General features: G+C 57.7%; 23 protein-coding genes and 1 tRNA gene. 8 read left to right on the top strand and 16 right to left on the bottom strand.

Annotated elements, in window-relative coordinates:
- Positions 1-4: 4 nt before the first annotated feature.
- The 11 genes from accD to rpsA all read right to left on the bottom strand — a co-directional run bounded on the left by accD (position 5) and on the right by rpsA (position 10,672).
- A complete protein-coding gene (gene accD / locus KI792_02120) occupies positions 5-949 on the bottom strand; it encodes an acetyl-CoA carboxylase, carboxyltransferase subunit beta (protein MBV6631810.1) in 945 nt (314 codons plus the stop codon).
- A gap of 72 nt (positions 950-1,021) precedes the next feature.
- The gene (trpA, locus tag KI792_02115) at positions 1,022-1,843 is read right to left on the bottom strand and encodes a tryptophan synthase subunit alpha (GenBank protein MBV6631809.1); all 822 of its coding nucleotides are present in this window, start codon (positions 1,841-1,843) and stop codon (positions 1,022-1,024) included.
- Between the two features lie 26 nt (positions 1,844-1,869).
- Positions 1,870-3,111 carry a tryptophan synthase subunit beta gene (gene trpB / locus KI792_02110; protein MBV6631808.1) on the bottom strand — a complete coding sequence of 414 codons (1,242 nt, stop codon included), beginning with the start codon at positions 3,109-3,111 and terminating at the stop codon, positions 1,870-1,872.
- Positions 3,112-3,183: 72 nt separating this feature from the next.
- The gene (locus KI792_02105; protein MBV6631807.1) at positions 3,184-3,882 is read right to left on the bottom strand and encodes a phosphoribosylanthranilate isomerase; all 699 of its coding nucleotides are present in this window, start codon (positions 3,880-3,882) and stop codon (positions 3,184-3,186) included.
- A gap of 50 nt (positions 3,883-3,932) precedes the next feature.
- Positions 3,933-4,676 carry an orotidine-5'-phosphate decarboxylase gene (pyrF, locus tag KI792_02100; GenBank protein MBV6631806.1) on the bottom strand — a complete coding sequence of 248 codons (744 nt, stop codon included), beginning with the start codon at positions 4,674-4,676 and terminating at the stop codon, positions 3,933-3,935.
- A 49-nt stretch (positions 4,677-4,725) separates the two neighbouring features.
- Positions 4,726-5,895: an FAD-dependent oxidoreductase gene (locus tag KI792_02095; GenBank protein MBV6631805.1), complete on the bottom strand. Its 1,170-nt coding sequence runs from the start codon at positions 5,893-5,895 to the stop codon at positions 4,726-4,728.
- A 17-nt stretch (positions 5,896-5,912) separates the two neighbouring features.
- Positions 5,913-6,860, bottom strand: coding sequence for an ornithine cyclodeaminase family protein (locus tag KI792_02090; GenBank protein MBV6631804.1), 948 nt, complete (start codon positions 6,858-6,860; stop codon positions 5,913-5,915).
- 38 nt (positions 6,861-6,898) lie between these two features.
- The gene (locus tag KI792_02085) at positions 6,899-7,300 is read right to left on the bottom strand and encodes a LapA family protein (protein MBV6631803.1); all 402 of its coding nucleotides are present in this window, start codon (positions 7,298-7,300) and stop codon (positions 6,899-6,901) included.
- A gap of 26 nt (positions 7,301-7,326) precedes the next feature.
- Positions 7,327-7,608, bottom strand: coding sequence for an integration host factor subunit beta (gene ihfB / locus KI792_02080; GenBank protein ID MBV6631802.1), 282 nt, complete (start codon positions 7,606-7,608; stop codon positions 7,327-7,329).
- A gap of 378 nt (positions 7,609-7,986) precedes the next feature.
- Positions 7,987-8,817 carry a class I SAM-dependent methyltransferase gene (locus KI792_02075; GenBank protein MBV6631801.1) on the bottom strand — a complete coding sequence of 277 codons (831 nt, stop codon included), beginning with the start codon at positions 8,815-8,817 and terminating at the stop codon, positions 7,987-7,989.
- 121 nt (positions 8,818-8,938) lie between these two features.
- Positions 8,939-10,672, bottom strand: a complete 1,734-nt coding sequence (gene rpsA / locus KI792_02070) for a 30S ribosomal protein S1 (protein ID MBV6631800.1) — start codon at positions 10,670-10,672, stop codon at positions 8,939-8,941.
- Positions 10,673-11,024: 352 nt separating this feature from the next.
- Here rpsA and KI792_02065 point away from each other — a divergent pair, with 352 nt between their 5' ends.
- Positions 11,025-11,570, top strand: coding sequence for an AAA family ATPase (locus KI792_02065; GenBank protein ID MBV6631799.1), 546 nt, complete (start codon positions 11,025-11,027; stop codon positions 11,568-11,570).
- A gap of 79 nt (positions 11,571-11,649) precedes the next feature.
- Entirely contained in the window at positions 11,650-11,952 is a 303-nt protein-coding gene (locus tag KI792_02060) for a hypothetical protein (protein MBV6631798.1), read from the top strand.
- Here the strand turns inward: KI792_02060 and aroA are convergent.
- Positions 11,949-13,337: a 3-phosphoshikimate 1-carboxyvinyltransferase gene (gene aroA / locus KI792_02055; protein MBV6631797.1), complete on the bottom strand. Its 1,389-nt coding sequence runs from the start codon at positions 13,335-13,337 to the stop codon at positions 11,949-11,951. The two genes, KI792_02060 and aroA, sit on opposite strands and share 4 nt — an antisense overlap.
- 186 nt (positions 13,338-13,523) lie before the next feature.
- Between aroA and KI792_02050 the strand changes: the two genes are divergently transcribed.
- The 4 genes from KI792_02050 (at position 13,524) to KI792_02035 (ending at position 17,514) form a co-directional block, all read left to right on the top strand.
- Positions 13,524-14,027 (top strand): TIGR02300 family protein, encoded by a 504-nt coding sequence (locus KI792_02050; protein MBV6631796.1) that lies wholly within the window; start codon positions 13,524-13,526, stop codon positions 14,025-14,027.
- On the top strand, positions 14,014-15,126 hold the full coding sequence (locus KI792_02045) for a lipid A deacylase LpxR family protein (GenBank protein MBV6631795.1): 1,113 nt from the start codon (positions 14,014-14,016) through the stop codon (positions 15,124-15,126). Before KI792_02050 ends, KI792_02045 begins: the two co-directional genes overlap by 14 nt.
- Before the next feature lie 51 nt (positions 15,127-15,177).
- Positions 15,178-15,253, top strand: a tRNA-Ala gene (locus tag KI792_02040).
- A 125-nt stretch (positions 15,254-15,378) separates the two neighbouring features.
- A complete protein-coding gene (locus KI792_02035; protein MBV6631794.1) occupies positions 15,379-17,514 on the top strand; it encodes a mechanosensitive ion channel family protein in 2,136 nt (711 codons plus the stop codon).
- 2 nt (positions 17,515-17,516) lie between these two features.
- Here the strand turns inward: KI792_02035 and KI792_02030 are convergent, their stop codons facing one another.
- The 4 genes from KI792_02030 to KI792_02015 all read right to left on the bottom strand — a co-directional run bounded on the left by KI792_02030 (position 17,517) and on the right by KI792_02015 (position 22,845).
- Positions 17,517-18,746 carry a hypothetical protein gene (locus tag KI792_02030; protein MBV6631793.1) on the bottom strand — a complete coding sequence of 410 codons (1,230 nt, stop codon included), beginning with the start codon at positions 18,744-18,746 and terminating at the stop codon, positions 17,517-17,519.
- 36 nt (positions 18,747-18,782) lie between these two features.
- Entirely contained in the window at positions 18,783-19,592 is an 810-nt protein-coding gene (locus tag KI792_02025; GenBank protein ID MBV6631792.1) for an outer membrane lipoprotein-sorting protein, read from the bottom strand.
- Between the two features lie 29 nt (positions 19,593-19,621).
- On the bottom strand, positions 19,622-22,003 hold the full coding sequence (locus tag KI792_02020; protein MBV6631791.1) for an MMPL family transporter: 2,382 nt from the start codon (positions 22,001-22,003) through the stop codon (positions 19,622-19,624).
- A 173-nt stretch (positions 22,004-22,176) separates the two neighbouring features.
- A complete protein-coding gene (locus KI792_02015; GenBank protein MBV6631790.1) occupies positions 22,177-22,845 on the bottom strand; it encodes a TetR/AcrR family transcriptional regulator in 669 nt (222 codons plus the stop codon).
- A 234-nt stretch (positions 22,846-23,079) separates the two neighbouring features.
- Between KI792_02015 and KI792_02010 the strand changes: the two genes are divergently transcribed.
- Complete coding sequence (locus KI792_02010; protein ID MBV6631789.1) at positions 23,080-24,000, top strand: LysR family transcriptional regulator; 921 nt, start codon at positions 23,080-23,082, stop codon at positions 23,998-24,000.
- 141 nt (positions 24,001-24,141) lie between these two features.
- Positions 24,142-24,672 (top strand): SRPBCC family protein, encoded by a 531-nt coding sequence (locus tag KI792_02005; protein MBV6631788.1) that lies wholly within the window; start codon positions 24,142-24,144, stop codon positions 24,670-24,672.
- The last annotated feature ends 242 nt before the right edge of the window (positions 24,673-24,914 follow it).

Below are 24,914 nucleotides of genomic sequence, written 5' to 3'. Positions count from 1 at the left end.
ACATTTAAGCCTTATCGGCGGTTTCAGCCTCAGCCGTCTCGGCTGGTTCAGCAGTAACCTCAACGGGCGCTTCTTCCGGCTCGGCCGTCAGCTTGCGAACCGGTTGACGCAGCAGGGTCAAAACCTGGCCGAGGGTCTTACGCAGTTCACGGCGGTGCACGACGATATCAACCATGCCGTGGCTGTGCAGGAACTCCGCACGCTGGAAGCCGTCTGGCAGGGTTTGGCGCATGGTTTCCTCGATTACCCGGGCACCGGCAAAACCGATCTGAGCACCACGCTCCGCGATATGGATATCGCCCAGCATTGCAAAGCTGGCGCTAACACCACCGGTGGTTGGGTCAGAGAAAACAACGATGTAGGGCAAGCCAGCTTCTTTGACCTGCTGGGTTGCCACCACGGTGCGGGGCATTTGCATGAGGGATAGAATCCCCTCCTGCATGCGCGCACCACCGGAGGCTGGGATAACGATTAAGGCGGCATCTTGCGCCACGGCGAGCTTGGCAGCGGCAACGATACCCTCACCAACACCGATACCCATCGAGCCGCCCATAAAGGCAAAGTCAAAGGCCGCAACAACCGCGTTGTTGCCACCGATGGACCCATGGGCCACGGCAATTGCATCATCCTGGCCAGTTTTCGACTGGGCATCACGCAACCGGTCGACATAGCGTTTGTTGTCACGGAATTTCAGCGGATCAACTGGGTTTTTTGGCAGCTCAATCCGCTCATACTCACCATCGTCGAACACCATCTCCAGGCGCTCTTCAGCGCGCAGGCGCATGTGGTGATCACATTGGGTGCAGACCTTCATATTGGCGATCAGGTCTTTGCGGAAGATCATCGCATCGCAGGACGGGCACTTATCCCAGAGGTCTTCAGGCACATCACGCTGGGCACCAACCAGAGCGCGAATACGCGGACGTACATAGTTGCTAAGCCAGTTCATTGGCGGAAATCCTCGTCCCACAACGGCCAGGACAACCCAGCCGTACGTGTCAAAATCAAAATTCCAAAGGGGTTAGCGCTGACGTACCGCGTCACCCAGCGTACGGACAAACTCAAGCGTGGTGCCTGCAGCACCTGCTGGATCGCTTTCATAGGCGTTTTGCAGCCGATCCACAATAGCGGAGCCGACAACAACTGCATCTGCAACATCGGCCATGTCACCCGCTTGCGCCGGTGTTTTGATGCCAAAACCGATGGCGATCGGCAGATCGGTGGATTGACGCAGGCCATCAACGGCTGCCTGTACGCGCCCCATATCGGCAGAAGCCGTACCGGTGATGCCGGTAATCGAGACGTAATACACAAAGCCAGAGGTGTTGGCCAAAACCGCTGGCAAGCGCGCCGCATCAGTGGTCGGTGTGGCCAGACGGATAAAGCTCAAACCAGCCTCAAGCGCGGGCAGGCAAAGCTCCTCATCCTCTTCCGGTGGCAGATCAACGACGATAAGACCATCAACGCCGGCCTTGGTTGCCGCCTCTAGAAACGCACTGACGCCGAAATGATGGATTGGGTTGTAGTAGCCCATCAGCACAATCGGCGTGGTTTGATCCTTGGTCCGGAAGGCCGACACCATATCCAGGGTCTTGGCGAGGGTCATACCAGCCTTTAGGGCCCGCTGGCTTGCCGCCTGAATGGCGGGACCATCAGCCATGGGGTCGGTAAATGGCATGCCGAGTTCGATGATATCGGCGCCTGCAGCTGGCAAACCGTCCAATACGGCCTGGCTCACACCCGGCTCTGGGTCACCAGCGGTGATAAAGGTGACGAGCCCGGAACGCCCTTCCGCCTTCAGGGCTGCGAATTTCGCGTCAATCCGTGCTTGACCGCTGACCATTTGTGCCTGTCCTTCTGGTACCGCGCTCATTCGCCTGCCCCAATCTCAACACCCAGGGCATCGGCGACGGTGAAGATATCCTTATCGCCCCGACCGCACATATTCATCACCATCAGGTGGTCACGCGGCAGGGTTGGTGCGCGCTTAATCACCTCAGCCAGGCAATGTGAGGGTTCCAGGGCAGGCAGAATGCCCTCGGTTTTGGCGCAGACCTGGAACGCCTCAAGAGCCTCAGTGTCAGTTGCGGGCACATACTCAACCCGCTCCTGATCATGGAGCCAGGAATGCTCTGGCCCAATGCCGGGATAGTCGAGACCAGCGGAAATTGAGTGGGCTTCGGTGATCTGCCCATCATCATCCTGCAGCAGATAGGTGCGGTTACCGTGCAGAACACCAGGCGCGCCACCGGTTAGGGAGGCCGCATGCTTGTCGGTATCAATCCCCTCACCACCTGCCTCAACCGCGATCATTTTGACATCACGGTCATCAAGGAAGGGGTGGAACAAGCCAATCGCGTTCGAGCCACCACCAATACAAGCAACCAGGCTGTCAGGCAGGCGACCTTCCGCTTCCATGATCTGTGCACGGGTTTCATCGCCGATCACCGACTGGAAGTCGCGCACCATGGCGGGATAGGGGTGCGGGCCAGCCGCCGTACCAATCAGGTAGAAGGTGTCTTCCACATTGGTGACCCAGTCACGGAGCGCGTCATTCATCGCATCCTTTAGGGTGGCAGAACCGCTGGTCACGGGCCGCACTTCGGCACCTAGAAGCTTCATCCGGAATACGTTCGGGGCCTGCCGTTCAATATCGGTCTTGCCCATATAAACAACGCAGGGCAGGTCAAACAGGGCACAAACCGTGGCCGTCGCAACGCCATGCTGCCCAGCGCCAGTTTCGGCGATAATCCGGGTCTTACCCATGCGTTTGGCGAGCAAGATTTGGCCAACGCAGTTATTAATCTTATGCGCGCCGGTGTGGTTCAGCTCATCCCGCTTGAAATAGATCTTCGCCCCTTTATCCGGGTCGGCATCTTTGCGCAGATAGTCGGTAAGGCGCGCCGCATGGAACAGTGGGCTCGGCCGACCAACATAATGCTTCAGATAATATTCAAACTCGGCCTGAAACTCAGGGTCCAGCTTGGCCGCCGTATAGGCTTCCTCAACCGCCAGAATAAGCGGCATGAGGGTTTCAGCGACGTAGCGGCCACCAAAGATGCCGAAATGGCCATCTTCACCTGGCCCAGCACGATATGAATTAATGTTCATGGCAGTCGTGTTGGTGTTGTGATGCGCGATTGAAGTTAGGCGCTAAGGGCAAAGCCCACGCGGGTCGCGACCTTAACGGTCAGCAGCGCCTAAGCCAAGCAAAGCGGCACCTGGGAGCGGCGATTTGCCAGCCTCCCGCGCGGCAGCAAGCAGCGCCTCAATCTTCTCAGGGCTTTTGCGGCCGGGATGATCCTCAACGCCGGAGGACACATCAATGGTTGTGGCACCCGTCGCCGCGACGGCCTCGGCCAGATTATCGGCGTTTAGACCGCCAGACAGCATCCATGGACGGCCAAAACTACGCCCGGCCAATAGTTGCCAATCAAAGGCAATGCCATTGCCACCGGGGAGTGAGGCAACATTCTTTGGCGGGCGGGCATCAAATAACAGCCAATCGGCCACCGCCTCATAATCCGGCACCACATCAAGGTCGGCAGCAGACCCGACCGGAAATGCCTTCATAAGGGGGATTGAGAACTTCTCACGGATCTCGCGCACACGGCCCGGTTGCTCATCCCCATGCAGCTGGATCATGTTGAGCGGCATCTGGGTAACCACCTCATCGAGGAAGTCATCCGATGGCTCAACGAATAGGCCGACAATCCGGCTCGTCGTGCCAACTTGCCAGGCCAGCTGGCTCGCCTGTTGTGGTGGGACGAAGCGTGGCGACGGCTCATAGAACACAAAGCCGACATAGCGGGCACCACCATCCACCGCCGCACGCAGTGAGTTAGGCTCGTTAATCCCGCAGATTTTTACATCGACCGGCATGTCGTTAGTTCCTTGGCTTGGCTTCTGTTTTGAAGGTAGGGCCTTCCGCCTTAAACGCCAGCGGCAATCTCTTCAGCGATGCGTTTTGCCGCTGCCGCCTGATCATCAGCGGCGGTGATTGGGCGGCCGATGACGAGATAGTCAGCACCGGCCTCAACAGCCTCAGCTGGGCTCATCACCCGCTTCTGGTCATTCTTCGCAGCCCAGCTGGGGCGAACGCCAGGCACGACCAACACCACATCGGGGCCCAAAGCATCACGAAGGAAACCAACCTCAAACGGCGCACAAACAAGGCCGGTCGCACCAGATTCAACCGCTAACTCACCGAGGCGCTTGACCTGGCTGGCCACATCGCTGTCTTGGCCAACGGATTCCAAATCACCCTGGTCCAGGCTGGTCAGCACGGTAACCGCCAAGAGAATTGGCGTCGCAACACCTTGGCCTTCCGCTGAAATTGCGGCGGCATCGCTGGCAGCGCGGATCATCGCCGGGCCACCGCTGGCATGAATGGTCATGAAGGCCGGTGTCGGCTCCATCGCAGAACGAACGGCACCGGCCACCGTGTTGGGAATATCGTGAAATTTAAGGTCGAGGAAGATCGGCAGACCCAAACCCGCAATCGCACGGACACCATCGGTGCCAAGCGCACTATGGAATTCCAGCCCCAGCTTAATCCCACCAACCAAGGGCTCACCCTCCGGCGTCAGGGTGTTCACCAAGGTCTGGGCCTTATCGAGTTCCGGGGTATCGACAGCGCAGAGGATACGTTGGGCGGGGGTCAGGTCGCGGGCCATGGCGATCTCATTCATCAGACGGGGAAGGATGGCCCCGTATGTATCGCCTTTAGGCGGCGGCGGCTAGCCCAGCCGCCCAACGTGCGACCGCATCGGCGTCCTGACGCGCGGTCTTGCCTAGCACCAGATCAGCCATGGTTTCCCCCATCACCGCGCCAAACTTAAACCCGTGGCCGGAGAAGCCGGACATGACAAAGCCAGCACCACCAATCGGTTCAAGCAGGAACCGCTCTTCCGGCTGGACGGTGTAGAAGCATGCCTTTGCCGCGTTCAAGCGCTCTGGACCCAAATCATTGATCCGTCGCCCGGCCCAATGCAGCACATTCTCGGCCTGTTCAAGCGCCACTTCGCGGTCGTCATCGGGGTCACCGATCATGGTGAATTTGTGATCGCCAATCTTAAGCCGGTCAGAAGTTCTGGGCGGCACGGTGTAGAAGCCATTCTCTGGGTCAATATCAAGGATCATTGGCCCGTCGCGCCAGGTTGCCAACTCCTCAGTCGTAAGGTCGACATAGACGACCATCTGCCTTGATGGCGTCACCCGCTGATTGAGGTTGGGAAGCAAGCGGCCGACCCATGGACCAGCCGCGATCACCACGGCATCGGCGCCCTCACTCGTGCCATCACCAAAATCGACGATCGCGCGTTCAACATCCACAGACTTCACCTGGCGATGCGGGTGAATACCGATACCTGCCTTCATCAAATAATGGCTCGCCAACTCAACAATCCGGCCCGCATTCAGCACACCGCCAGCGGGTTGGTAGAAGGCATCCAACACAATGTCTGGCTTCAGGTTTGGCACTAGCTCGGCGCATTGCGCACCGGTCAAATCCTGAAAGGGGATATCGAGCTTGCTTAGACACTCACGGGCCTGCACCGCCCATTGGCTGCCACTACCGCGCCCATCAGCGGCGGCGGTGTCCAGCACCAGTGCACCCGTCTCATGATAGAGCTGCTCGCCCGGTGCAACGCTCTCCAAATCGCCAAACAGCCGGTCCCAGGCGGCAAAGGCATCAGCCACCATTCGGGTGTAACCAAGCTCACCGCCATAGGGGTACCGGATCAGGCGAGTCTCATCGATTGAGCTACCTTTCGGGTTTGGCACCGGCCCCTGCTCAAACACCTGCACCTCAGCCCCGTGCCGATGCAGGGCCCAGGCAGTCGAGATACCCATAATGCCGGCGCCGATAACACTGATCTTTGGCTTTGATGACATGAGGTCTCCTCCGCCGGTTAGGCGCGCTCAAAAGCGAGTTCGGCGGCGGCCAAGTCTTCCAGCGCCGTGCCAACAGATTTGAACATGGTGATCTGGTCGTAAAAGCGACGGCCACCGCGATCCCCGCGGGTCAGGTCAAACAGATCACCGGCGATATCATCCTCGCTAAGGATACCACTCTCTATCGGCTGCATGATGTCGCCCGCCTCACTTAAGGCACCGTCGCGGGTGTCGACAAAGACCCGCGCACGCTCCACGACCCGATCATCAGATTCCCGCATATTCGGCCGGAACGCGCCTACCAAATCCACATGCACCCCATCTTCCAGCCAATCACCATAGATCAACGGCGCGGCGGATAGGGTGGCACAGGAGACGATATGGGCGCCGCCCACGGCAGCCTCCAAATCATCGGTTGCTTGAATACTGAGCCCACGCTTGCCAACGAACCGGGTTAGCTTCTTTGCTAGGCTCTTCGCCTTATCCTGGGAGCGACCCCAGATCAGCACCTCATTAATCGGACGCACGGCGGCGTGGGCGAGGATCAGATGTGGCGCAAGTGCGCCCGTTCCCACCATTAAGAGCCGGGTTGCGTCACTACGGGACAGGTAGGCCGATGCCAAGGCAGAGGCACAGGCGGTGCGCTTAACAGTCAACGCCGAGCCATCAATCAGCGCCTTAGGCTTACCGGTCTTAGCATCCATCAGCATGTAGCTGCCGATTACCGCTGGCAGGCTCTGGCTCGCATTGTCAGGAAAGACTGAGACGAGTTTCACACCAATATGCCGCCCAACCTGCCAGGCTGGCATGATCAGCAGATTGCCGTCATTCTCACCATGGGTGGGGATGGTTAGATGCTGGCGCAACGGCACCTCAGCGCCAGACCGAAACGCCTGACGCAACCGCTCGATTAGCATGGGGTAGTCCAGGGCGGCCTCAACCTCAGCGGCGGAAATAATGCGCATGGCTGAGTGTTCGCTCCCTGATCTTTAGCTGCTTGGGTTTAAGAGGCTTTGGCCTCTGGCTGCTCTTGAACCAATAGTGGGTTCGGCGGGCTGAGCACAGCCTGCGGTGCCGGTGGCGGTGGCCGCTTAGCCAGCTCGGCGTTTAAGCGTTTGGTATCGTCTTCCAGCTCACGCACCCGGCGTTCAGCGGCCCGCTTTGCCTTGCGGGCTGCAGCCCCGTTACGCCAGGAGACAAAGCCACCAATGAAGGCGCCCAAAAGCATGAAGACGAGCAAGGGCAAGAACATCGGCATTGCCACCGCACCCGGCAGCGGGAACAGCGACAGCTCAACTGGCCCTCGGTTGCTAAGGGCAAAGGAGATCAGAACCAGCGAACAGATCGCGATAACCGGCATGCCGATAACGCGCCCTAAGAAGCTGCTTTTCTTACTCTCGGTCATTGGTTTCCAGCGTAACGGTTTCTGGCTTAATCGGTGTTCAGACGCTCGCGCAGCTGCTTACCGGTTTTGAAGAATGGAACGGACTTCGCTTCCACATCGACGCTGGCGCCGGTGCGTGGGTTACGGCCGGTACGGGCCTCACGATGCTTTACTGAGAAGGCACCAAAACCGCGAAGTTCAACCCGGTCACCACGTGACAGGGCATCGGTGATTTCATCGAAAACGCATGCAACCAAGCGCTCAACATCGCGTTGGAACAGATGTGGATTGCGTTCGGCCAGCCGAAGAATGAGTTCGGATTTGGTCATGCGGGTCGCTTCCTCCTAAAAATTACGGGCGCCCCTGATTAGGCGGCGGGCCCGTGATGGCCATCTGGTTCACCAGCGACCGGTCTCATCTTAAATGCCGTCAGGCTTATTGCCCTTGATGGCCACTTGCGATGGCTGCTTGTTACTGAACCAGTTGATCAGACAATCCGTGTTGGAAAACCGTTTCGGGGACCCAGTGAGGATTTATCCAATAGCCAGAATTTTATGATTTAAATCATAGCGTTGGCAGAGTGCCAAAGCGGGCCATGGGGCGTCAAGCGTGGCGTTGGGGGTTTTTGAGCAAAAAAGCGGTTGCATCGGAAAAATCGCCCCAAATTGGGGCGACACCACCCGAACCAATCACTTTTTCAATGATTTTTAAGCCGGTTTCTCCAACACGCAGACGGTCTGACCAAAGGCGGCGCTCTCTTTCAGAACCGTGCCATCATCCAGTTTGGCGGGTGCGGATAGCATGATTGCCTCCTCATTCCCCGGCACAATCTGATGGATGGTCAGCCCCAGATGCTCGGCCCAAAGCTCCAGAACCGGACGCTCAATAAAGACATTGAGGTGGGTTCGGGTGTTGGCCTTCGCCTGGTCCTTGGTGACGGTGAACACATTCCAATGCGACAGCATTGAGAATTCCAAGAATGAGAAAACAATCCGGCCGCCCGGCTTCAGAACCCGCGCCACCTCTTCCAGGTAGAGGTAGGTTTCCTCATGCTGCAAATGGGTGAACAGGCTGAAAGCGGAGATCAGATCGACCGAGTTATCGGGTGCATCGATGTCAAAATTCTCAGAGATCACGAAACGGAAATGCTCAGGCGTGATCTTGGCGGCATAGGCGATCAGATCCGGCACCACATCAACGCCGAGATACTCAACCTCATGATGCTTTGCGATTGCAGAGGCTGTGCGCCCTGACCCGCAGGCCAGATCAACAAACGAGATGCCGTCCTTCAGGCCGAACATCCGCAGCAGGTCGAGCTGGATCTGACCGAAGCCCTCAAACTGACCACCGATAGCGAGCGCCATGGCGGTCTTCTCGTCGGTCGCTGATTTCAGGTGGCTTACGTAATTCCGATAGTCCGACACAAAATGGCGGGCAGGCGTGCCATCACCCTCTGCCTCAGCTTCCTCAGCCGCAGGCGGCGGTGGTGGGGCGGGTCGGAAAGGCCGGGTCAAACGAAACCAAACACGACGAAGCATGGCGTCAGTCCGCTATATGGAATGTGTGGGGGTGGGTAACGGCCAGAACGGCCAATCACCAAAGGCATAAAAACAACCGGCGGAGCGCTGCTTAGCGATCCGCCGGTTGAGTGTTTAAGGCTTACTTGTCGGCCTGTTCAGCGTCGTCTTCGCCGGCGCCCTCGGCTTTCGCCATGGCGGCACCGAGAATGTCGCCGAGTGAAGCGCCGCTGTCGGTAGAACCGAACTCAGCCATGGCTTGCTTCTCTTCAGCGGCTTCGCGCTGCTTGATCGACAGGGTGATCTTACGACCACTGCGATCAACATTGGTGACCAACGCGTCGACCTTCTCGCCAACGGCGAAGCGGTCTGGACGCTGCTCAGAGCGATCGCGGGACAGCTCAGCCTTACGGATGAAGCCGGTGACGCCTTCGCTGACTTCGACTTCAATGCCGTTGTCTTCGAGCTTGGTAACCGTACAGGTAACGACTGCGTTCTTCTTAACGGAGCCAGCGGCACCTTCGAACGGATCGTCAGAAAGTTGTTTCACGCCGAGGGAGATACGCTCTTTCTCGGTGTCGACCTCAAGGACTTTAACCTTAATGGCATCGCCCTTGTTGTAGTCCTTGATCGCTTCTTCACCGGACCGCTCCCAGTCCAGATCGGAGATGTGGACCATGCCCTCGATATCGCCAGGCAGGCCAACGAACAGGCCGAACTCGGTGATGTTGCGGACATCGCCATCGATCTCTGCGCCAGCTTGGAAGTTGGCGGAGAAGCTGTCCCATGGGTTTTCCATGGTCTGCTTGAGGCCGAGGGAAATACGACGCTTGTTCGGGTCGACATCCAGGACAGCCACATCGACTTCCTGGCTGGTGGACACGATTTTGCCGGGGTGGACGTTCTTCTTGGTCCAGGACATCTCAGAGACGTGGACCAGACCTTCGATACCGGCTTCCAGCTCAACGAACGCACCGTAGTCGGTGATGTTGGTAACGCGGCCAGAGAACTTGGCACCGACTGGGTATTTGGCTTCAACGCCATCCCATGGATCAGCTTCCAGCTGCTTCATGCCAAGCGAGATACGCTGGGTTTCAGCATTGAAGCGGATGACCTGAACTTCAACCGACTGGCCGATTTGCAGGGCTTCCGATGGGTGGTTGATGCGACGCCAAGAGATATCGGTGACGTGCAGCAGGCCGTCCACACCACCCAGATCAACGAACGCTCCGTAATCGGTGATGTTTTTGACCACACCTTGCAGGACCTGGCCTTCTTTGAGGCTGGAGACCAGCTCGGACCGTGCCTCGGCGCGGCTTTCCTCGAGGACAGCACGACGTGAGACAACGATGTTGCCGCGGCTGCGATCCATTTTGAGGATTTGGAATGGTTGTGGCGTACCCATGAGTGGGGAGACATCGCGCACTGGGCGGATATCAACCTGGCTGCCTGGAAGGAACGCAACAGCGCCGTTCAGATCAACGGTGAAACCACCCTTCACGCGGCCAAAGATGGTGCCGGTGACGCGGTTGTTGTCGTTGAAGGCAGTCTCAAGCTGCTGCCAAGCTTCTTCGCGGCGAGCTTTCTCGCGCGACAGCATGGCCTCGCCATTCTTGTCTTCCATCCGCTCGACGAACACCTCAACGGTGTCACCGACCTTCAGATCAGCCTTTTGACCTGGTGCAGCGAATTCACGAAGCGGCACACGCCCTTCGGATTTCAAGCCCACATCGATCAGGGCGGCGTCGCTATCCAGGGCGATCACAACACCCTTAATAACGGTACCCTCAAAACCTTCAGAATCCCCGAGGGACTCATCCAGCATATCCGCAAAAGAAAGCTTTTCTTCTTGCGCAGCAGCGGCAGCTTTAGCCATGAAAACTCCAGTTATCACGCGACGGGTAAGAGGTTGATGGAGACCCGTTGGCAAAACCATCAAAGTCCCGCACCGGTCGCGTAAGCGGCGCGTCTTCAACGGCTTTAAGGTCGTTTGTGTTCAGCGGCGTCCCTGCCAGCGCTTCAAAAATGAAAAACGCCCGAGGGTCAGATCACACCTCGCGCGCCGGCAAGCAGCAGAGCAGGATGTGTAAGCCAAACCATTGAACGCCGCGGGTTATAGGCGTCACGCTGGCGAATTGCAAGCATCGTGGCGGCCATGCTGGCGGGCGCGAATTCCTGGTGCTACAACCCCGGCCCAGATCCACCCCAATCACTGGTTACTTACCACCATGATCATCGCAGCTGTAGGCATGCCCGGTTCGGGCAAATCCGTGTTTTCTGAAGAGCTTCGCCGTCGCGGCTTGCCGATCGTCTATTTCGGCGGCTTGGTCCTGCAAGAGGTGCGTGATCGCGGCCTACCCGCAACGCCGGAGAATGAGCGCGCGGTGCGCGAAGAACTGCGGGAAAAGCACGGTATGGATGCCATGGCACAGCTAGCCCTGCCAAAGCTGCGCACTCACCTCTCAACCGAGAAGGGGGTTGGCATTGACGGGCTCTATAGCTTCTCAGAGTACAAAACCCTGCGCGCTGAGTTTGGTGAGCATCTGGTTCTGGTAGGGATCGTGGCACCCCGCAGCCTACGCCACCAACGCCTGGCGGAACGGGAAGTGCGCCCCCTCACCTTTGATGAGGCCCGGCAGCGAGATATTGCCGAGATTGAGAAGCTAGAAAAGGGCGGGCCTATCGCCATCGCTGAACACTACATCCACAACCATGGCGATTTGGATGATTTCATCAGCGAAACCAACACCTTACTCGATCAACTGCTAACCTAAACCCGCAATCGGTACGCGGATTGCTTGTTCGGTCATATCGGGCAGACCTTTTGGTGTGAGGCATCAGGGAGGTTTTTGCATGACCGACATGATCAATTGTCCGCACTGCCAGACAAGAATACCGGCAGTTGCAACCCATTGCCGAGGCTGCGGCGCGAAATACGGCTACCGCAGCTATTTCGGCGTGCAATCATCACTACATGCCAAGCCAATCGCTATTTTCGTTGGTTTAACAATAGCTTTGGCGGTCTACGGCTTCGGCATGGAAGACGCGTATGTGTCGATGATGGTGCTGCCTATGCTGGCTTTTTCAGCGATTTTCGCGCTGAAACTCAGCATTGAGCTGATCATCAACTCAAGCGGGAAGCAGTGGTACCGCTAAATCGGCGCGCGCTGCAGTTTCGCCCCTAGCCCTTCCATCAAACTCGTGAAGTTTGGGAAGCTGGTGGCGATTGGGCTGGCATCATCGACAGTGACCGGTTCTGCAGTAGATTGACCCAAAATGAGAAAACTCATTGCAATTCGGTGGTCTAAAGCCGTTTCCACCTCTGCACCGCCGCGTGGCGGTTCTCCCGTTCCGCGAATGGTAAGGTCCTCTTCACCCTCGGTGAGATCAACACCGCAAGCGGCCAGACCCTTGGCCATCATCGCCAGACGATCACTCTCCTTCACCCGCAACTCATGCAGACCCGGCATATAGGTTGTGCCCTTGGCACAGGACGCCGCCGCCATCAGCACGGGATATTCATCAATCATGCTTGCCGCGCGCTCGGCTGGCACCTCAATGCCTTCAAGTTTGCTATAGCGAACCCGCAGATCAGCGACAGGCTCGCCGGCCTCAACCCGCTCGTTCAGGATGGTGATATCAGCACCCATTTCCTGCAGCGTGATGAACAAGCCGGTCCGGCGTTCATTCATGCCCACCGCCTCAATCGTCACATCCGACCCAGGCCGCAGCAGCGCTGCAACCAATGGGAAAGCAGCCGAGGATGGATCGCTCGGCACCTGGATCGCGGCGGGAACCAGCTCTTGCTGCCCTGTGACCGTGATCTTGGACGCACCGTCATCAAGCTCGGTGATGCTGGCTGGAATGCCGAAATGCTTGAGCATGTTTTCCGTGTGGTCACGGGTTGGCACATCCTCAATCACGCTGGTCTCACCTGGCGTGTTCAGACCGGCCAGTAGAACCGCTGACTTGACCTGCGCCGAGGCAACCGGCAGGCGATACTCAATCGGGATTGGTAGTTCGGCACCAATAACCGACATGGGCAAACGCCCCGTACCCAACTCACCTGAGCGGGTGAGGAAGTTCGCCCCCATCTGACCCAGCGGCACGGTAACCCGGGCCATGGGGCGCTTCACCAGCGATGCGTCGCCGGTGAAGAAGGTGGTGATTGGATGGGTGGCAACCAGGCCAACCAACAGCCGGGCGGCGGTACCGCTATTGCCCATATCGAGCACACGGTCAGGTTCGGCGAGTGCACCAACACCAACACCGTCAATACTGACCGAGCCGCCCTCGCTGCTCATCCCGCCACGGCCCTTGCGGTACTCAATGCGGGCACCGAGCGCTTGCATGGCAGCCATGGTATTTAGGACGTCTTCCGCCTCCAAAAGGCCGGTGACTTCGGTTCGACCAACGGTCAATCCGCCGAAGATTAGAGAGCGGTGGGAAATCGATTTGTCGCCAGGTACCCGGATAGTGCCGGTTAGCGCATCGGAACGGCGCGCCACCATTGGGCGCTTCATTGTGGCATTCGAGGCCATGGTTTTCGTGGATCATGTCGTAAAAGCGACGCGTTTTGCGCGACCGAGATGTACCCCCGGATTAAACCGCCAATTTGACTTTGACAAGGCGTCCCGCCCATGGCAAACGCCCTAATCACCTACCGATTTATCCGAAACATCCCCGTTTCGGCCCATAAAGCCTTATCCGATCAGGAGCTTGACCCCGTGAGCAAGGTTGACCTTGGCATCAAACGCATCTGCCCTAACTGCGGCACTCGCTATTACGACATGGCGAAAAATCCACCGGTTTGCCCATCATGTGGCACCGAATACGACCCTGAGGCGCTGCTGAAGTCACGCCGCAGCCGGACCGCACCGGACGACAAACCTGCACCGAAGAAGGCTTCCAAGAAGAAGGCTAAAGAGGCGGAGGTCGAAGAAGAGGAAGAAGATCTCGAAACCACGGCGGCTGAAACCGACGAGGACGAGCTCGAGGAAGAGGAAGACGAGAACATCAAAGAGATTGATGAGCTCGACGGCGATGACGACGCAGTTGCCGCTGGCGCCAAGGACGAAGACGAAGATGACGATGGCGATGATGACGCCGACGATCTTGATAGCGACCTCGGCGATGACATCGATGATGATGACGTCCTCGTCAGTGATGACGACATGGATGGTGACGAAGACCTCGGCGATGTGAAACGGCGCGGCGGTGACGACGAATAAGTCACCCAGCTACGTCACCGGACGGATGACTAAAATCCGAAAAGCATTGGGGCCAGTGGCGGTGGTAATCACCGCCCTGGCCTTTTGCTTGCCATCCCTCAGCGCCCTTGCAGATGAGGTGGCACAGCGCCTCGATGATAGCGACCGCCGCAACCTGATGCCGGATGAGAAAGGCACCTTCACCTTCATCTGGGAGAACGACACCTTCGGCGGGACGGATCGCAACTACACCAACGGCAACCGCATCTCGTACCTGTCACCAACACAGAGGTTGGGCGCTGACGCGTCAAAGGCGGCGCGACTGCTGTTGGATGCCGACGGCACAGACAACATCCGCTTTGGCCTCGCCGCCGGGCATAGCATCTTCACGCCAGAAGATATCGAGGCGACCCAACCCCTGCCCGACCAGCATCCCTATGCTGGTTATCTCTATGGTGAGGTTGCACTGCAGGTTGAGCGACCACAGGCGCTGGATACCCTAACCCTGCAATTGGGCATCGTCGGCGATGCCGCACTGGGCGAGCAGGTTCAGAACAACTTCCACAAACTGATCGGTGTCGATGAGGCGAATGGCTGGGACAACCAACTGGCAAACGAACCAGCGCTGCTGATCAGCTATGACCGAAGCTTCCGCAGCGTCTTCGACTGGCAGGGCGCTGAAGACGACCTGTTTGACGGTTACGGCTTTGACATCACGCCCAGTGCGGGCTTCTCCGTCGGTAATGTGCTTACCCAGGCGCAGCTCGGCGTCACCTTCCGGTTTGGCCAAGATCTCCGCAATGATTTTGGCCCGCCGCGGGTAAGGCCAGCGCTTGCGGGCGGCGGCTTCTTTGATCCAAAGGATGATTTCAGCTGGTATGTGTTTGGCGGCGTTGTGGGACGCGCTGTTGGCTACAACATCTTCCTGGATGGCAACCTGTTACGCAGTGGCGGGCCCAGCGTTGATCGACGTCCGTTGGTCGCTGATTTTCAGGTTGGTGTCGCCATGCAGGTTCGAGGCGTGCAGCTGGCTTACACCTATGTCACCCGCACTGAGGAATTCATGACCCAGGGTGGTCGCCAGCAATTCGGTGCCTTTAGCATCTCAGCGAAATTTTGAGGCTTGCCAGGCCGGTGCTAACCGCCTAAATACCTCCGCTCAGACTGGTGCGGGGCTATAGCTCAGCTGGGAGAGCGCCACAATGGCATTGTGGAGGTCAGCGGTTCGATCCCGCTTAGCTCCACCAGTCTTAATCTTCCCAACATTTCGACCATCAACCGATGCTCACACAGCCATATTGTGGTTGTGAGTTGGCGTGACCGTGGCTAACCGCCTAAACTGAAAAGAAAAAGCGGGAGCATCGAGACGGCCATGGCCGATACCAACACGGATCAATTGACCGCCGAGGATTTGGCGCGCCTCTCAGATGGTGAGCTGCGCACCCTGTTTGTTGACCGGCTGACCGAGGAAACCGCCAACCAGGGTGCCGCCTGGACCCCGGCCGATCTCGCCTATCAGTTCCAACAAGCCTTCACCACGGTCCAGACCCGCCTTGGCGATATCTTTGGCAGCTATGGCGAGCTGGGTGACGCCCTTACCGCCGCCACCACCGCCCTGACCCAGGGCCGCGAGGACGGCGGGTTGATGCAGTTTGTCCTGCTATTCCTGCTCTCGGTCGGTATTGGCTGGGCTGCTGCCCATTTCGCCTCGCCCCGACGGCGCCCACCACCCGCTGGCGCTAATGACGCCGCGGTGCCCCTATCACGCAAACTACGCGTGATGGCGCTAAGCCTGAGCCGTGATGGCGCTGAGATGGTGATCTTTGCCGTTATCGCGACCACTGTCTTCATGCTGTTGGGCGGTGCGGACCCGCGGGACCGCGTGGCCTTTGCCTTCTATCTGGCGGCCATCCTGATCATGCGCGTCGTCTCTGGCGGTATGCGCGCCTATCTAAGCCTACCGGCCCCGGCCTACCGCATTCCGGCCTTTGACGATCCATCGGCCCGGCGGTTGAACACGACAATCTTGTTTGCCACCGCCCTTGGCGCCTTTGGCTTCTTCACCTGCTCACTGTTCGGCGTGTTGGGAGTTACCGGTGATGCCCATTACCTGTTCCTGACCTCGGTCGGCTTAGCACTCGCCGGTGGCCTCGCCGCCGCATTCGTTATCAATCGTGGTGCGTTGAGTGAGGCGCTGTTGGCCGATGATCCTCGCTCTTACCGGGGGCGCATCGCGCGATCCTATCCTTGGCTTCTGGCCACTGCCGCCATTGTGCTCTGGCTGGCCGCGTTGGTGAGTGGCCTGCTGGGTTTTGTCCCGCTATTTGGTGCTGCCCTATTCACCGTGGTTCTGGGCCTCACCCTGCCGCCTGTGGATGCGGTGTTAGGGCGTGAGGTGCGCGGGCTTGAGGAGCCAATTCCGGCGGCCATCACCCGTGTGGTTCGCCTTGGCCTTTGGGTGGCTGCCATCTTTGCCCTCACCGTCGCTTGGCGGGTGAACTTCTTAGGTGCCGCTGATGATGCCAGTGTTGGCGCCTTGATCATGCGGGCACTGACTGAGGTGGCGGTCGTTGTGCTGCTCGCCTACGCGACCTGGGAGAGCTTGCGGATCTGGCTTGATAAGAAGATCGCCGATGAGAACGAGGCCTTCGCCGCTGAACAAGGAGATCTGGCTGAGATGGAGATCGGCGGCGCCGGCATGTCCCGCCTTGGCACCCTATTGCCGCTAATCAAACGGACCGGCCAAGCCATCATCCTGGTGATCGTCAGCATGATGATCCTGTCCTCCCTCGGTGTAGATATCGGTCCGGTTCTAGCCGGTGCTGGTGTTGTGGGCCTCGCCATCGGCTTCGGCTCCCAGACCCTTGTCCGGGATATCGTCTCCGGTGCGTTCTTCCTCATCGATGATGCCTTTAGGCAGGGTGAGTACATCGATCTGGGCTCGGTGAAGGGCTCAGTTGAGAAGATCAATGCCCGTTCCCTTCAACTCCGCCACCACCGTGGGGCACTGAACACCGTGCCGTTTGGTGAGATTGCGACCATCCAGAATTACAGCCGCGATTGGGCGATTATGAAGCTGCGCTTCCGCCTCGCCTTCGACACGGATTTGGAGAAGGTGCGCAAGCTGCTGAAGCGTACCGGGCAAGAGCTGTTGGACCACCCGGATGTGGGGGAGGATTTCATCCAACCCTTTAAATCCCAGGGTGTGATTGAGGTGGATGATTACGGCCTCGTCATCAGCACCAAGTTCATGTGTAAACCTGGCAAACAGTTCCTGATCCGGCGTCATGCCTATGCCGCCGTGCAGGCTGCCTTCGCTGAGAATGGCATCGAGTTCTCAACTCCCGAGGTGCGTGTCGCCATTGAGGATGAGGATGAAGAGAGCCGCAACCAGCGCGCCGAGAAACAGGCCGCCGGAGCTGCCGCCCTCAAGCATCAGCTGCGCCAAGAAGCAGCGGAGCAACAGGGCTCAACAGGCGGTTCAGGCTCTAGTTCCGGCGCCGGGTAAGTTTAGAAATACTTGGAAATGCGCAGGGTGACAAAGCTGTCCCGGTCAAAGACCGAGGCAGGATTATCCGGATCATCTTCAAGGAAGGCCTGCGCCTCAAGTTCAACGAACCAGCTATCGCCAAATCGGCGCTCAGCCTCTAACCGGAAGCCGCCCAGGCCATCCTCAGTATCAACCGTCACACCAAACAACATGGCGGTGTCTTGGATATCGTTGAGGGTCAGACGCGTGCCCATGAAGACATCACGCTCAAGCACGGAGGGGAAGACCGACGGGTCATCATCATCCCGGCCGTCATAAAGCACCTCACCGAGAAAACCGAGATCGGCATCACTCTCCAATACCTGGAACAGCGTGTACTCAAACCCGGCAACGGCGGCGGCAAAGGTATCGCCCTGCCCCTCACGCACCAGGCCTTCAAATTTCCAAAGCCAGGCATCGGTTGTGTATTGGAGATCAGCGCCAACCTGATTGATCACCACATAGCGGGGGATCAGGCGTGTGCCATCGGCGGATAGGCGGAAGTCAGGCTCCCGCCCAGTGCCGTGGAAGTAGTGCAGGCCGACATCGAAATCACCGATGAAATGGGCATAGCGGAGCGCAATATCAGGGCGCAGCTCTTCCAAATCGCTCTCATACTCTGCCCGGTCGGTATCAACCGGCAAGGGACCACGCAGGCGCCCGTCAGGACCGGCGAAGGTCCGCTCCCGGAAATACGGCATTAGGAACGCATCAAAGCGACCGATATCGGTTTGGTGCCCTACCTGCACCATGGGCTGGCCGAGGAAATCCTCCTCAGCCGTGTCTTCCAGCGTATCGATCTGATTGATGATGTTGACTAGGTGGCGGGATTCCGTAACGCCCCAGAAAACCTGGTTCAGGCCCACCAACACTTCCCAATCATCAATGATGCGGCGGAAGTAGGCTTCCCGCATGTCGAAATGGGTGCGTTCATCATCCTGGGCATCGAGGCGCAGGAATGGGGTCAAGGCAACCTGGGCATCCCTGTCATCATTCTCCCAGAAGATTTCAGGTTGAATGAAGCCCGAGAACTGAATGCCATCAAACTGATCGGGGAAGGCCGGGTCACTGGGGAACCAGCGCGGCTCAAAGGCGAGCTGGGTGCTGATATCCGTGTTCTCCCACACCCCACCCAGATCAAGTTCCTGGGCCAGGGCAGGCGTCGCAATCAGTGCCAGCAAGGCCGCACTGCCTCTCGTAAACCAACGCATAAGCTTGCCTACCCCTTAAAGCCCAAGCCCCCAGCCTTAACGCTGACGGCGCAGCACACCTTTCACAAAGTCACCATCGTCGAGGCCCACCTCAAAGATGTAATCGCCAAAGATTAGATCGGTGCTCTTACCGGTTTGGTGGTTCACCATCCGGAACACCTGGGCACGCCAGAACTTGTCGTTATAGAGGCGGTAATCCTCAAAAGTCTGGGTCTTCAGCAGATCATCCTTGCGGTCGTAGTACTCAACCTTACGGACCTGGAAGTCGGTTTGGTCAATCCAGGCAACCTGACGGGTATAGCCAGAGTTTTCGTAAAGCGGGTACCGCTCGACCACGTCACAGTTCAGATCACCGCAGGCCTCTTCACGCAGCCAGACATAGTCGAACTTGTTCAGCTCTTGCGAGGTGATGTCCTCAAACGCGAATTCAGACCCGACGAACGGGCCAGATTTGTTGGCTGAGGAGATGCGCTTCACCCGCTTCAGCGCTGGCAGATAAAGCCACTGATCATCGGGATCCAAGATGCGAGCATGGGACAACAGCGCCGTGCCTTCGATATCCCGTGGGGAGGAGAAGGTTAGCAGACTGCGGTCACCGATATCTTCATCGGGCAGCTCCAAGGTGGAGATTTCCATGTCCCGGCTGGTTTCAGCGCCGGCGGCATTGCGCAGCACCATCTTCAACTCAACCCGGCTATCACCAAAGCCACGGTCGGAGCGATCGGAACGGGCCGCAATCTCAAAGCCCTTCTCCTTCGCTTCCTGACTGGCATCGACGGCCCAAACCATCTCAGCTGGCAAGGCGATGAGGGCCGTAACGGCCAGCGTCGCGAGTAGTTTCTTCATCGTATTACTCCGGTCGTATTGCGTTGGGTTTAAGCGGGTTGGGCGGCGGTGTCATCCACCGGCTTACTTGCCGTGTCGACCGCTTTATCAGAGGTCTTCTCACCACGGCCATGGCCGAACAGCAGTAGGGCCGGCAGCAGTAAGAAGTCGAGGATCAGGGCAACAACGATCGCGATGATGGTCATCAGGCCCATATCCACATTCATCTTGAAGCTTGAGTAAGCCAGAACCGAGAAGCCGAGCGCCAAGACAATTGTATTGACGATTAGAGCAGAGCCCACGGTTTCAAAGGCATAGCGGATCGCGTCCGGCGGCTCGAGCGCCTTCTCTCGCCGAGCACGTTGATACTTGGTCAAGAAGTGGACCGTGTCATCAACAATGATACCAAGCGAGATCGAGGCAACCGTCGCAACCGAGAAGCCAACCGTGTTGACCAACAGCGCCCAGATACCAAAGGTCACCAAAATCGGCAGCCCGTTCGGGATCAATGACAGCAGTCCGAGTGAGAAACTCTGCAGGCTGAACATCATGATCACCGAGATTGCCAAAATGGCGATGGTGGTGCCCAGGATCATCTGCTGCACATTCCGGTCGGTGATATAGGTGAACATCACCTGGGCAGAGGTTGGCTTGGCCTGCTGCTCGGGTGGGAAGTTCTCTGCGATATAGGTATTCGCCGCTGCCAGAAACTCCTTGGTTTCCGCCGTGGTGATATTGCCAAAGGTCACGGTGACCCGGGTCGCCGACTTATCAATATTCACACGGTCATTGAGGTCCAGGCCATAGGGTAGCGACAGCTCATAAAGCAGGAGATACTGGGCCGAAAGCTCACGGTCCTGTGGTGTGCGGAAGTAGCTCTGATCATCGGCATGCATGTTCATATTCAGCCGCTTGAAGATGTCAGACAGCGAATAGACATGGGTGACGTTTGGTTGCTCACGCAGCCAGATCGTGAAGGCCTCAAGCCGGTTCAGGAAGTCGGGCTCTGAGATACCGCCCGGCGCCCCGGCTGGGATTGAGAACTCAATCGGATAAACGCCAAAGTGCTTAACAGCCTGGTCGGTATCGCGGCGGAATTCCACCCGCTCATCGAAATACTCAACCCACTGATCGTTGAAGGTGATGGTCGGGATCATCGCGATCAGACCAGTGACCACCAGAATGCAGATAACGGCCAAGCTACGATGCCGTTCGATCACCCAATCGGCAAACCGGCGCATCACCGGGTCGCGACCATCCTGATCCGCAACCTTCACCTTCATCGGCAGCAGGCTGACCAGGGCCGGTAGCAGGGTGATTGAGAACAGCCAGGCGGCGAAGATGCCACTCGCGGTGATATTGCCCAGATGCCAGAACGGTGGGGCATCAGAGAAGTTGAGCGCAAGGAAGCCAACTATCGTGGTCAGCGAGGTGATTGAGACCGCCAGGAAGTTGATCCGGATCGCATCGACCAGCGCCTCACGCTTCGCCATGCCACGCCGCATATTCGATCGCATCGACATCATGATGTGAATGGAATCTGCCACCGCTAGGGTCATGATCACGGTCGGCGCGCTGAATGAGATCGGCGTCATGTCGATATGCATGAGACCAGCCGCACCCATGGCAAACATCACCGACAGGGTGATTACCATAAGGGTTGCAAACACTGCCGAGAGTGAGCGCAAGGCGACAATCGATGCCAAGAGGACAACTAGATACATCAGCGGCACGAGAGAGCTCATATCGCCCAAACCAGCCTCTGAGAACGCGTTGTTCAACACGGCCACGCCGGTCAGCTTGATCTCAAGATCTGAGAATTGAGACGCAATCTCCGCTCGCAGCTCACGCGCGGCATTCACCGCCGAGGGCACCTCGGTCAAATCCTTCTCAGGGAATTGGAGCACCACATTAACAGCGGTGGCATCGACCGATGGGGTGATTAGCTGATTGCGCAGCAGCGGCTCCGCTAAAGCGATCTGCTGCTTCTCCGCCCGGGTTTGGGCATTGAGCCCCGCACCATCAATGACTAGGTCTTCGACGATCAAATCGTCTTCAATTGCCCGGGTTGATTGGAAATTCGTGATGCTATCAACGCGGATGGCGAAGGGGATTTTCCAGGCCTCGGCGGTCAGCGCCTCAACGGCCGCAAGGGTACTGTTGTCGAAGCTCTCACCGCTCTTAGGGCGGATCACAAAGAGGATGTTGTCATTCTTGGTGTAGGTGGTCTGGAACTCCTCAAACGCCGTTAGCTCAGGATTATCGGCGGAGAAAAAGACCCGGTAGTTATTCGCGATGCCCAGATTGGCGGCGAAGGTAGCCATACCAAAGGCAAGGCCAATACAGGCCAAAATGGTCAGATAGCGCCAACGGATGACGAACTCAGCCAACGCGACAGCAAAGCCGTCCAGCGCCTTAATTGTCTCTTTCATCGAGAGGTTCCTTTTGGACAACCGCGCGGCATGGGCAGCCTGCGGCGAGAAAATTTCAGAGTTGAGGCTCTCTTACAGACTTTCCAAACAGATGACCAGAACGTTCATTCTGTTTTTAGATAGATTACGAAAATTTGTCGTCAACTCGCCGTGATCGACACGCTGTCAGCGGATCAATTGGGTACCGGAGCCTTTGGAAATGAGGCGATCATCTCTTCAGGCAGGACGATCTTTGGCGGATCAATTGGTGACCAGGCACCAGGTGCTGAGATTGCCGCCATCGCCGCATGGGCAATGCTCTGCAGGGTCTCGCGGGGCGCTGCCGCCTGAATGTAGAGCCCCATGCTCATCTCAGCGGCAAAGACGATGCGTGCCGCCATCTCGGGCGTCAGGTTGGGGTTCAGATGCCCAGCCTCCATCGCATCCCGCATAGGCATGGACATGGCCTCCAGGATGCGATCGAAGAATTCATTCACCGCGGCACAGACGGTCTGGTCGCGGTCACTCTCCTTCACCGCGACATGGCAGATGTAACAGCCCTGCCCCTGATGGAGGGTCAGCTCAATCATCGTGTAGAGGCCATGCTCAATCCGCTCCAGCGCGGGCCGGCTGGTGTCGTTGATGATTGGATAGAACAGCGCCTCGCCATGGGCGAAGTATGATTCCAGCGTTGCCAGGAATAAATCACGCTTGCTGCCAAAGATTGAATAAATGGCATAGCGGTTCAGGCCGGTCGCCTCGACCAGCTCGGTCATTGAGGCCTCTTCATAGCCATTGCGCCAAAACACATCGCGGGCGGCCATGATGGCATGGTGCCGCTTATCGGAAGTCACTTGGGTCATCGGCGTTGAGATAGCCTGATCTGGGGGCGAAGAAACCATCATTGCTCAAGAACGGTTGTTCTACCTAATCTGAAAATAGTTTTCAGAATGGTCATTCTAAGCCCTGTTTGAAAAAATGTTAGGGAAATCTGCAACCATGCAGGCCTGCCTGCCGTGGCGCCGATTGAATTCCCGAACCGCAAACGGTGACTATCAAGTTCCCGCCAGGACGTCGCGCAAGAAAGAGAATTAGGAATGGTTAACCGCCTGATAGATCAGATCGACTGGAATGATCTGCGCCTTATCTCTGCCATGGCAGAAACGAGGCAAGTGTCCCTGGCTGCCAAGCTACTGCGCATTGATCCGACCACCGTGACCCGGCGCTTGCGCCGCCTAGAGCTTGATATCGGCATCAAGCGGGTTGAGCGGATCAAGGGTGGGATTGAATTCTCAACCGAGGGCGATGACCTGGTCCTGGCCGCCAGGCAGCTAGAGCGGACAATGGAGGATCTGCTGCCCAATCTTGATGGGCAGGATCAGATAGAAGGGACGGTCCGGGTCTCCAGCCTCGATTTTCTGTTTGAATTGATGGCCCCAAAGTTGGTCCCGATCATGAAGGCAAATCCAGGCATCCATCTGGAGCTTCGGGAAAGCTACGAGAATGTAAGCCTGGATCAACGCGAGGCCGATATCGTTCTGCGGTTCACCGAAACCCCCAGCCCAGGACTGTTTGGCCGCCGACTGGGTTATGCAAAGTTTTCGGTCTTTGGTGCCGCCGATCAACCGGACCAGCAGTTGGGAACGTCGCCCTGGATGTCATACATGCAACCGCACGCCCATTCGGTCCATGATCGTTGGATTAATGACATTGACCCGGGGGCCAAGATCATTGCCCGAACCACCTCTATCATCACTCAGACAGCCGCGATTAACCCGGGGCTAGCGATTGGTGCGTCCTCTGACGCTTATATTGAGTACCGGACCGACCTCACCAACCTCCGCTCCTTGGGCCACTCTTTCTGGATTAGCCTTTGGCTGCTGACCCATGAGGAACTTCGCCATGTGCCCCGCATCAGGGTGGCCATGGATATGCTGACCCGGGCGACCAAGCACGTACTTGAAGCCAATGGGAATGAGACGGCAGAACCAGCCAGCCAAGCCCGGGGCGGCCAGTAACCGCGCCTCCCAACCTGCATCCTTGCAGATCAGCATGCGCAACCCTCCATTGAGCGGGCTCTAAGCTGCGTCCCATCATCGGCGCTAGTGAAGCGGCACGGATCAAGAGGCCGCACCAACATTGCGAAGGATGACGTGACCATGAAGATTACCAATGTGCTGGCAATTGATGCGCCGGTTGAGAGCGTTTGGGACGTGCTGGGCCCGAACTTTGTGCATGCTGGCGACTGGGCCAGCAATGTCTACGCCTCCACCCCACGCCCTGGTAAAGCGAGGGTAGCAGCCGCCCCCTGTGCTGGCCGCATCTGCGAAACCAGCATGGGCCCGTTTAACGAGACGATTGTTGGCTATGACCCCAGCCGGTATCGCCTGGCCTATGCGGCAACTGGCGCCAAAATGCCTGGCTTCATGCGCTCAATGGTGGCGTCATGGTCCCTAGCGCCAAACAACGTTAACGGCACCAATGTGCGCATGACCCTGAACGCAGATATCGCCCCACCCTTCAACATTCTGATGGGGTGGATGATGCGGATGCAGTTCAAGAAGGCCATCGATGAGAGCTTAGAAGAGCTCAAACACTTCATCGAAACCGGGGAGAAACATCCCCGCAAACTGAAGGTGGATGGCACCAAGAAGGCGGGCCTGGCACGTCAGCAAGCAGCAGCAGCTTAATCCCAACACCGCATCTGGTGAGAGGCCCCAAACATCAGAGCTGACCATTGCATTTTGGCAGCCTAGCAACCCATACCATGATGTTCGCTAAACGTGCTTTAATGTTTAAAATCCAATGCTTACGCATCACGGGCGAAAGGATGCTCGGCATTCGCACAATGCGTTACCGCCGCAGAAAATCTCGCAGAACGCATGGCCAAGTCGTTTTTTCTCTCAAAACCCTTGGTTTTTAAGCGATTGCC

The organism is Alphaproteobacteria bacterium SS10, from assembly GCA_019192455.1.
Classification (GTDB): Bacteria; Pseudomonadota; Alphaproteobacteria; order TMED2; family TMED2; genus TMED2.
The sequence above is the reverse complement of the archived record's forward strand: the minus strand, read 5'-3'. Positions and strand labels throughout refer to the sequence as shown.

What these genes read in the sequence shown, in the direction of transcription:
- accD (MBV6631810.1), bottom strand. Translation starts at nt 949, where the DNA reads ATGAACTGGCTTAGCAACTATGTACGTCCGCGTATTCGCGCTCTGGTT.
- trpA (MBV6631809.1), bottom strand. Translation starts at nt 1,843, where the DNA reads ATGGTCAGCGGTCAAGCACGGATTGACGCGAAATTCGCAGCCCTGAAG.
- trpB (MBV6631808.1), bottom strand. Translation starts at nt 3,111, where the DNA reads ATGAACATTAATTCATATCGTGCTGGGCCAGGTGAAGATGGCCATTTC.
- KI792_02105 (MBV6631807.1), bottom strand. Translation starts at nt 3,882, where the DNA reads ATGCCGGTCGATGTAAAAATCTGCGGGATTAACGAGCCTAACTCACTG.
- pyrF (MBV6631806.1), bottom strand. Translation starts at nt 4,676, where the DNA reads ATGGCCCGCGACCTGACCCCCGCCCAACGTATCCTCTGCGCTGTCGAT.
- KI792_02095 (MBV6631805.1), bottom strand. Translation starts at nt 5,895, where the DNA reads ATGTCATCAAAGCCAAAGATCAGTGTTATCGGCGCCGGCATTATGGGT.
- KI792_02090 (MBV6631804.1), bottom strand. Translation starts at nt 6,860, where the DNA reads ATGCGCATTATTTCCGCCGCTGAGGTTGAGGCCGCCCTGGACTACCCC.
- KI792_02085 (MBV6631803.1), bottom strand. Translation starts at nt 7,300, where the DNA reads ATGACCGAGAGTAAGAAAAGCAGCTTCTTAGGGCGCGTTATCGGCATG.
- ihfB (MBV6631802.1), bottom strand. Translation starts at nt 7,608, where the DNA reads ATGACCAAATCCGAACTCATTCTTCGGCTGGCCGAACGCAATCCACAT.
- KI792_02075 (MBV6631801.1), bottom strand. Translation starts at nt 8,817, where the DNA reads ATGCTTCGTCGTGTTTGGTTTCGTTTGACCCGGCCTTTCCGACCCGCC.
- rpsA (MBV6631800.1), bottom strand. Translation starts at nt 10,672, where the DNA reads ATGGCTAAAGCTGCCGCTGCTGCGCAAGAAGAAAAGCTTTCTTTTGCG.
- KI792_02065 (MBV6631799.1), top strand. Translation starts at nt 11,025, where the DNA reads ATGATCATCGCAGCTGTAGGCATGCCCGGTTCGGGCAAATCCGTGTTT.
- KI792_02060 (MBV6631798.1), top strand. Translation starts at nt 11,650, where the DNA reads ATGACCGACATGATCAATTGTCCGCACTGCCAGACAAGAATACCGGCA.
- aroA (MBV6631797.1), bottom strand. Translation starts at nt 13,337, where the DNA reads ATGGCCTCGAATGCCACAATGAAGCGCCCAATGGTGGCGCGCCGTTCC.
- KI792_02035 (MBV6631794.1), top strand. Translation starts at nt 15,379, where the DNA reads ATGGCCGATACCAACACGGATCAATTGACCGCCGAGGATTTGGCGCGC.
- KI792_02030 (MBV6631793.1), bottom strand. Translation starts at nt 18,746, where the DNA reads ATGCGTTGGTTTACGAGAGGCAGTGCGGCCTTGCTGGCACTGATTGCG.
- KI792_02025 (MBV6631792.1), bottom strand. Translation starts at nt 19,592, where the DNA reads ATGAAGAAACTACTCGCGACGCTGGCCGTTACGGCCCTCATCGCCTTG.
- KI792_02020 (MBV6631791.1), bottom strand. Translation starts at nt 22,003, where the DNA reads ATGAAAGAGACAATTAAGGCGCTGGACGGCTTTGCTGTCGCGTTGGCT.
- KI792_02015 (MBV6631790.1), bottom strand. Translation starts at nt 22,845, where the DNA reads ATGACCCAAGTGACTTCCGATAAGCGGCACCATGCCATCATGGCCGCC.
- KI792_02010 (MBV6631789.1), top strand. Translation starts at nt 23,080, where the DNA reads ATGGTTAACCGCCTGATAGATCAGATCGACTGGAATGATCTGCGCCTT.
- KI792_02005 (MBV6631788.1), top strand. Translation starts at nt 24,142, where the DNA reads ATGAAGATTACCAATGTGCTGGCAATTGATGCGCCGGTTGAGAGCGTT.